The 7,685-nt window shown below is 68.1% G+C and carries 10 protein-coding genes; 4 read left to right on the top strand and 6 right to left on the bottom strand.

All coding sequences use genetic code 11. The features are described from left to right. Positions 1–15: 15 nt before the first annotated feature. Both QAD21_RS18230 and QAD21_RS18235 read right to left on the bottom strand, forming a co-directional pair. The gene (locus tag QAD21_RS18230) at positions 16–381 is read right to left on the bottom strand and encodes a helix-turn-helix transcriptional regulator (RefSeq protein ID WP_280359933.1); all 366 of its coding nucleotides are present in this window, start codon (positions 379–381) and stop codon (positions 16–18) included. Between the two features lie 222 nt (positions 382–603). Next, complete coding sequence (locus tag QAD21_RS18235) at positions 604–1,320, bottom strand: LuxR C-terminal-related transcriptional regulator (RefSeq protein WP_280359934.1); 717 nt, start codon at positions 1,318–1,320, stop codon at positions 604–606. A gap of 326 nt (positions 1,321–1,646) precedes the next feature. On the opposite strand from QAD21_RS18235, the gene QAD21_RS18240 reads away from it, so the two are divergent. Continuing rightward, the gene (locus QAD21_RS18240) at positions 1,647–2,402 is read left to right on the top strand and encodes an acetoacetate decarboxylase family protein (RefSeq protein WP_065631800.1); all 756 of its coding nucleotides are present in this window, start codon (positions 1,647–1,649) and stop codon (positions 2,400–2,402) included. A gap of 56 nt (positions 2,403–2,458) precedes the next feature. Continuing rightward, positions 2,459–3,475 carry a pirin family protein gene (locus tag QAD21_RS18245; protein WP_280359935.1) on the top strand — a complete coding sequence of 339 codons (1,017 nt, stop codon included), beginning with the start codon at positions 2,459–2,461 and terminating at the stop codon, positions 3,473–3,475. A 7-nt stretch (positions 3,476–3,482) separates the two neighbouring features. Here the strand turns inward: QAD21_RS18245 and QAD21_RS18250 are convergent, their stop codons facing one another. After that, the gene (locus tag QAD21_RS18250) at positions 3,483–4,151 is read right to left on the bottom strand and encodes a CE1759 family FMN reductase (protein WP_226513844.1); all 669 of its coding nucleotides are present in this window, start codon (positions 4,149–4,151) and stop codon (positions 3,483–3,485) included. Continuing rightward, entirely contained in the window at positions 4,148–5,248 is a 1,101-nt protein-coding gene (locus tag QAD21_RS18255; RefSeq protein ID WP_247449962.1) for an LLM class flavin-dependent oxidoreductase, read from the bottom strand. Before QAD21_RS18255 ends, QAD21_RS18250 begins: the two co-directional genes overlap by 4 nt. Positions 5,249–5,380: 132 nt before the next feature. Here QAD21_RS18255 and QAD21_RS18260 point away from each other — a divergent pair, with 132 nt between their 5' ends. Next, positions 5,381–5,914 (top strand): DUF4878 domain-containing protein, encoded by a 534-nt coding sequence (locus QAD21_RS18260; protein ID WP_280359936.1) that lies wholly within the window; start codon positions 5,381–5,383, stop codon positions 5,912–5,914. 80 nt (positions 5,915–5,994) lie between these two features. Further along, positions 5,995–6,630, top strand: a complete 636-nt coding sequence (locus QAD21_RS18265; protein ID WP_280359937.1) for a DUF4190 domain-containing protein — start codon at positions 5,995–5,997, stop codon at positions 6,628–6,630. Between the two features lie 114 nt (positions 6,631–6,744). Here QAD21_RS18265 and QAD21_RS18270 read toward each other — a convergent pair whose 3' ends face one another. Together QAD21_RS18270 and QAD21_RS18275 are read right to left on the bottom strand one after the other, a co-directional pair. After that, the gene (locus tag QAD21_RS18270; RefSeq protein WP_006360233.1) at positions 6,745–7,062 is read right to left on the bottom strand and encodes a hypothetical protein; all 318 of its coding nucleotides are present in this window, start codon (positions 7,060–7,062) and stop codon (positions 6,745–6,747) included. A 305-nt stretch (positions 7,063–7,367) separates the two neighbouring features. Further along, positions 7,368–7,595 carry an MbtH family protein gene (locus tag QAD21_RS18275; protein WP_006360234.1) on the bottom strand — a complete coding sequence of 76 codons (228 nt, stop codon included), beginning with the start codon at positions 7,593–7,595 and terminating at the stop codon, positions 7,368–7,370. Between the last annotated feature and the right edge of the window lie 90 nt (positions 7,596–7,685).

A 7,685-nucleotide genomic window follows, 5' to 3' on the forward strand; every position in this document is an offset into this window, starting at 1 on the left:
GATCCGCGGACGAACTCACCACGAGTCGAGGCCGGTGTATCCGTCCTGGAGGGCGCGCGCGAACAGGTGCGTCTTGGTCGGGGCGCCACGGCCGACCGCGGTGTACTTGGCACGGATTCGTGCAAGGTGTGTGCTCACCGTCGACGCCGAGATGAACAGGCGCGCCGCGGCATCCTCCTTGGAGTCGGCGGCCAGCCACGCCAGCAAGACCTCGATCTCCCGGTCGGACAGGCTCGGCCGCGGGATCGCGGCGGTCACCTCCCCGCTCCCCCGATAGTCGGCGAGGCGCGCAACCCTGTTGTGCGCCACCATGTCCGCAGCATCAGCACGGCGTGCCGCCGACGACGCCCCGGTCGTGAAGAGTTCTGTGGTCGCCGTCATTGATCCATCCCCTTTTCGATCGGCGCATCGCTCACGTCCCCGACGCCGCACGCTCCACGCGTTCTCATCGTTGCCCCAACGGTAGGTCGGCCGAGTGTCGGTCGGTAGACCCAGAACTGGGGACCTCGGCACCGGTCGAGTCGGTTTCGTCGCCGCTTCCCCATCGCTCCCCTCCTCTGTCTTCGATGTGTGTCACCGTCGCCGCCTGCGGGCGGGCGCCGTTCACCGTCCGCTTCCGCGCGAGTCGTCGGATACGACTCCGGTCTTTCGCCGAAGTCGCTGCGGCACCGGGAGCCAACCGTCTTCGACGGCACGCTTGAACAGATCAACCTTGGTGTGGGTCGGTCTTCCCGCATCCGCATATTTCTGCCGAATCCGTTTGAGGTACTCGTTGACCGTCTCGGCGGACACTCCCAGGGCGGCTCCGACCCGCGTCGAGGTCTCGCCGGATGCATAGAGCGCCAGAACTTTCTGCAGCTGTGGCGACAGGTCCACCGCTGCGAGTTCGGGGTCGCCGTCGATCGCTGCGGCCCACTCGGTGGTGAGGACCGCCCGACCCCGGGCGGCCGCCCGGATCGCGTCGATGATGACCGACTCGTCGGCCGACTTGAGCACGACGCCGAGCGCTCCGGCGCGAGCCGCCGAGCGCAACAGCGCCGGGTGCTCGCCGGAGGTGTAGACGACGGTGGCCACCCCGGCCGCGGAGAGTGCGTTGACGTTCTCGCGTGGTGTCGTGCCGTCATCGAGACGGAGGTCCAGCAGGACCACGTCGAGCGGCATCCCGCCCAGCACACCATCGACGGTGGACGCCGCGCAGACCAGCGAGATGTCGGCGATCGGGTCGAGCACGCGCTCGATTCCCCAGATCGGCGAACGATGGTCGTCGACCATGCCCACGCGAACGAGAGGTACGCCGTCCGCCGACGTGTCGTCCGCCATCGCGTTCACCCCCTCGGACCCGCCCCCGCGATCGGCGTCGACCCGTGACCTCGATGGTCGACGCTCTCAGCAATCACACAGCAGTTTGCGACCGTGTACTCAGCGAACGGTATCCGACGAGTCGGACACTTCACCTCGTCAGCGGCTCACCAGCGATGATCCGTCCCAATCTGAGACCTGGTGTGTCCACATTCTTGGGGACACCACCCGGATCGGACCCCCCGGGGAGCGAACGCATGCGAGACTAGAACATGTTCTAAAAGGTGATCGTGCCGGCGTGGTCCGGCGACAGACCCGACCCGACCCGACACGCAGGAGCAGAACAGGTGAGCGCACCTTCGACGCACGATGTACTCGGCACCCCGGTGACCATGCCGGTCGAGATCCGGCACGCACGGTGTTTCGTCGCCGGTTTCACCGCCGACACCCGGGCCGTGGCACGAGCCATCGACGCCGAATCGGCACAGCCCGGGACTCTTCGCCCGTTGCGCATCCGACCGGGTCGCACCATGTGCATGCTCGTGTTCGTCGACTACGTCGACGGCGACCTCGGGCCGTACAACGAGTTCGGCGTGTGCTTCCTCGTCGAGGATCCGACCACCCCACCCGCCTCGCCGATCCGGGCAGTGCGCTCACTGCTGAAGGGGGACGCGCGTGCGCTGGTGCACCGGCTCCCCGTCGACGGCGACTTCACCCTGGCCGCCGGGCGCGGCATCTGGGGATTCCCGAAGACACTCGCCGAGTTCGAGGTCGATCACTCCTCCGCCACCAGACGCGGCCGCCTCGTGTCCGACGGCGCACTCGTCGCCGACCTGAGTGTGAAGCCGGGGCTCAAGGTCCCGGACTCCACCGCCGACACCGTGTTGCACGCCTATTCGCAGCTGGACGGGATCACGCGGATGACACCGTGGCGGCTCACCTCGACCACCGGCACCCGCACCCGGATCGGCGGCGCGCGCCTGACCCTCGGCGACCACCCCATCGCCGACGAACTCCGATCCCTGCAGCTGGGGCGGCACGCCCTGATGTCGAGCTCGGTCGATCGGATCACGATGCGTTTCGAGAACCCCACGCTGGTCTGACCGCCATCTCCGCCGGGTTCGCGGACGTCCGTGCCGTCGTCGCGGACAATGGTTCCATGAGCAATCTCGAGACGGACCCGGTCGAGGTCGAGTGCCATGCCGATGCCGGCGTCGCCGCGGGTTCGGGCCTCCTCCACATGGACGTCCTGACCGCGCGCGACGTACCGCTCGGCGGCCCACGCGCGATGACGGTGCACCGGACCCTCCCGCAGCGGTCACGTTCGCTGATCGGAGCCTGGTGCTTCATCGACCACTACGGCCCCGATGACGTCGCGAGCAGCGGCGGGATGGACGTGCCTCCACACCCGCACACCGGACTCCAGACGGTCAGCTGGCTGTTCACCGGCGAGGTCGAGCACCGCGACACGATGGGCAACCACGCGATGGTCCGCCCCGGCGAGATCAACCTCATGACCGCCGGGCACGGCATCGCGCACACCGAGGTCTCGACACCCGACACCACCACCCTGCACGGGGTGCAGCTGTGGGTCGCGTTGCCGGCCGAGAATGCCGACTCCGCACGCGACTTCGCACACCACCGGCCCGATGCTCTCGACCTCGGCGGGGTCACCGCCAAGGTCTTTCTCGGCGAACTGTTCGGCACCCGCTCGCCGGTGCACACGTTCACGCCGTTGACCGGCGCCCAGCTCGACTTCGCACCCGGCGCCGCCGTCGACATCGACGTCGACCCCGAACACGAGCACGGCATTCTCGTCGACACCGGAAGCGTCGAGGTCGCCGGCGCCGACGCCGCACCGCTGGCCCGCACCGAGCTGGGCTACATCGGGTTGGGCGCAAGGCGGATCACGCTCACCAACGTCGCCGAGACCGACGCCCGGGTGATCTTCCTCGGCGGCGCACCGCTGGCGGAGGACATCGTCATGTGGTGGAACTTCATCGGGCGCACACACGACGACATCGTCGGCTTCCGGGACCAGTGGGAGGCGCGCAGCGAACGCTTCGGGCAGGTGCAGGGTTACGTCGGTTCGACGCAGCACCTGCCCGCGCCGCCGCTGCCGCACTCACGGCTGCGCGCCCGGGCCAACACCCCGGGGCGCGCCGCCCCCGAGTGAGAACGCGTCACGCCGTTCCGAGCAACCTCGCGAAGTTCGCGATCCCCGCGGCCTCGACCGCCTGCTGCCTGCCGTCGGCCACGGCCGCGCGCGGCGGTTCCCCGTCGGCGGCATTCCCCGGCCCTGTGCCACCCCTCGGTCCGAGGAGCGAGACGAGTTCGGCTGCGGCACGGCCGATCCGGTCGTTCAACGACGCGGTGTCCCCACCGGCGCCCGCCCAGTCCGCCGACGCGGCGTAGACGCCGGTCGGCAGGACGACGGCACGTAGGTAGGCGAACAACGGTCGCAGCGCGTGGTCGAGCACCATCGAGTGGCGCGGGCTGCCGCCGGTCGCCCCGATCAGCACCGGTTTGCCCGACATGGCGTCGATGTCGACGAGATCGAAGAACATCTTGAACAGGCCGCTGTACGACGCGTTGAAGACCGGGGTCGCCACGATCAGGGCATCGGCCCCCTCGACCGCGTCGAGTGCCGCGCGTGCCCGGCCCGAGGCGAAGCCGACCGTCATCGCCTGTCCCAGGTCGGCGGCGAGGTCACGCAGGTCGACGATCTCGACGTCCGAGCGGCCCGCCCCGAGTCCTTCGGTGACGGCGGCGACCATCCGGTCGACGAGCAGTCGCGTCGACGACGGTTCGGAGAGACCGGCATTCACCGCGACGATCCGCAGGGCGGTCACGAGGACACCTCCACATCCTGATCGGCTTCCTGGCGGGCGGCGACGAGCGAGGCGTGCGTCGGCGCGTCGGGGACGTCGTCAGGACGTCCCTCCGCGAACCCGGCGCGCAGGTCCGGCAGCACCTCGCCCAGCAGGTCGAGCTGCTCCAGCACGGTCTTGAGCGGCAGTCCCGCATGATCGACGAGGAACAGCTGACGCTGGTAGTCGCCGAAGGTCTCCCGGAAGGTCAGCGTCTTGTCGACGAACTCGGCCGGGCTGCCGACGGTCAGCGGCGTCTGCGAGGTGAAGTCCTCGAGCGACGGACCGTGTCCGTACACCGGCGCGTTGTCGAAGTACGGGCGGAACTCGCGCACCGCGTCCTGCGACCTCGGTCGGATGAAGAACTGTCCGCCGAGCCCGACGACGGCCTGGTGGGCCTTGCCGTGGCCGTAGTGCTCGTACCGTTCGCGGTAGAAGTTGATCAGCCGCTGGAAGTGCTCGTTGGGCCAGAAGATGTTGTTCGCGAAGAACCCGTCCCCGTAGTAGGCGGCCTGCTCGGCGATCTCGGGACTGCGGATCGAACCGTGCCAGACGAACGGTGCCACGTCGTCGAGCGGGCGGGGCGTCGAGGTGAAGGACGTCAGCGGGGTCCGGAACTGTCCTTCCCAGTCCACCACGTGCTCGGTCCACAACCGATGCAGGAGGTGGTAGTTCTCGATCGCCAGCGGGATCCCCTGCCGGATGTCCTGGCCGAACCACGGATAGACCGGACCGGTGTTGCCGCGCCCGAGCATCAGGTCGACGCGCCCGTCGGCCAGATGCTGCAGCATCGCGAAGTCCTCGGCGATCTTGACCGGGTCGTTGGTCGTGATCAGCGTGGTCGCGGTACTCAGTTGCAGGCGCTCGGTCTGCGCCGCGATGTAGGCCAGGGTCGTGGTGGGCGACGACGAGAAGAAGGGCTCGTTGTGGTGCTCACCGAGCGCGAACACGTCGAGCCCGATGTCCTCGGCCTTCTTGGCGATCTGCACGATCGCCTTGATCCGCTCGTGTTCTGTGGGCGTCGTGCCCGTGGTCGGGTCGGTGGTGATGTCACTGACGCTGAAGAGTCCGAACTGCATGTCGCGCCTCCTTGTGATGGTTACACCGAGCATAACCGGACCGCGGTCCGATTAATTCCGGTGGCCGGTGAGTTAGTGTTGGCTCACTGCGGAGAAGCGCCGCGGATAGACAACTGCATCGAGGAGAGTCGCATGAAGATCCGGAAGTCCGTCGCTGCCGTCACCCTCGCCGGGGCCGCTTTGTTCGTCGCCACCGGTTGTTCGGAGTCCACCGACACCGTCGACGAGGCGACGAGCGCGGTGTCCACCGCCGTCGAGTCCGCGGCGAGCCAGGTCGAGACCGCCGCCAGCGACGCGGTCGACGAGGTCACCGGGCTCAGTAATGACGACGCAACGGAAACCCTGCGCCAGGCCATCGACCCGAACACCTCCTCCGAGGAGCTCGACCAGGTCATCGACGTCACCAACCCCGCGACCAAGCCGGCCGCGATGGCTTTCGCCAAGGGCGCGTCCGCCGCGGGATACACCCCGGACGCGTTCTCCGTGAAGGAGGTCACCGAGGACGGGGACAAGGCCACCGCGACCGTCGCCGTGAAGAGCCCGCATTCCTCGACGCCGGTCGACATCCAGCTCGGCTTCGTCAAGGTCGACGGCGACTGGAAGCTCAGTGGCGACGCCATTCAGCAGCTGATCAGCATGGGCAGCGGCCAGCAAGAGGGCAACTAGACCCACGGCGTACGTCGCCTCCTCGCCTACACTCGGACGGGTGCGGTTCCGACCCGGAGCCGGGCGGCGAGGAGGTGTACGTGCGTACCGATCAACCCACCCATCCGTTCGCTCCGCCGGTGACCCAGCGGCACGCGCGGTGGCCGCTCGTCAACGATCTCGACGACACCGAGTTGCCGGCTGCGGCCGAACCGACCAGCACGCGGGTCGACGTGCACGTTGGGGTGCCCGCGTCGCCGAAGCTGCCGACCAAGGTCGAGCCCGCGGCGGAATCATCACCGCGGATGGTGACGCGCAACGCCGGCCGGCTGCCGGCACGAGAGCATGCCGCATTGCCGCCGGTGGGCGATTTCTGGGACCTGGAGAACGCCGGCCGGGCACCCCTTGCCGCGATGCCGCTGCCCGCGCGGACCTTCCCGGCGCGCCCGGCGCCGTACCTGACCCGGCCCGTCGGCGGCCGTTCCGTCGCTCCGGCTGCCTCGCTGGCGCTGACCACCGGGCTGATCTCCATACCCCTGACCCTCCTGCTGGGACTGGGCGCGATCCTCGGACTGATCGCAGTCGTCGCCGGCGCGGTCGGAGTCAGGCAGGTTCGACGCGCCCCCGCGGAGCGCAAGGGCACCGGTCGCGCGATCACGGGCATCGTGACCGGCGCCGGCAGCGTGATCGTGGGCGGCCCGATCCTCTTCCTCGTTCTGCTCCTCGCCGGGCTGTAGCCGTACTCTTCGGGGCTTGTCGCCGCCACGCTTGTCGCCGCCACAGTCGCGCGACCGCAGAAACAACGAGACCCGCCTGTCGGCGGGTCTCGTCGGGTATGTCGGTGCCAGTGTCTAGCTGACCGCGCGGAGTCGGGGCCGGACCGAGGCGACCTCGCCGCGCTCGCGGCCGAGCCAGGCCTGGATCTCGCCGATGACCTGCAGTCGGGAATCAACCGGGTCGATGTCCACGAGAGACGGCATGCAGTGCATCAGGGCGGCGTAGAACGCCGAGGTCGGCGACATCCCGTACTCGGCCAGCACGCTGCCGTAGTCCTCGACGCGATCGGCGAGTTCACCGTAGGTGAGAGCGTCATCGCCCAGCCGAACTGCGGTCAGGTGGGGCGTGATCGCCCCTCGTGTCTGGATGTCATCCAGTAGTAGCTGGTCCATGATTACTGCCTTCCCGCCCGTGGAGCGTCGATCGCTGTGTCCCCGCCTCCCCTGACGTTGGTACTCATGCGATCCTTCAACCAAGTGTGCCCTACCTCATTCAACTAGTAGAACACTGACTCAACATGTGTGGGATATTCCACAACAATTTCGGTAACTGTGCTGCAATCCGATGTTACGGCTGTGACTGCAGTTGCGACAGGTCACCACTGGGTTGATTCTTTACCTGTTATCCACGTGCAACTGTCCCGACATTCGAGCACGACCGACTTTCGCGATCGCGAGTGTCGGGGCCCGTCACCGACTCAGGCGTCGCCGCTCTTGTCCGCCTCCATCGCCTCGATGAGGCTCTTGGGCCGGAGGTCGGTCCAGTTCTGCTCCACGTACTCCAGGCACGCGGCGCGGCTGTCCTCGCCGAAGACCTTGGTCCACCCGGCGGGGATGTCGGCGAACGTCGGCCACAGCGAGTGCTGGTTCTCGTCGTTCACGAGCACGTAGAAGCGGCCGTCCTCGTCGTCGAATGGGTTCGTCATGAGTGTCCTTTCTCCATCGGCACGGCGACTGTCGTCACCCGCCTGCTTTGTTGTTGTCGAACGTAGTGGCTCGCCGCGCGGATTCACGCG

Source organism: Gordonia sp. SMJS1, assembly GCF_029866425.1.
Lineage (GTDB): Bacteria > Actinomycetota > Actinomycetes > Mycobacteriales > Mycobacteriaceae > Gordonia > Gordonia hongkongensis.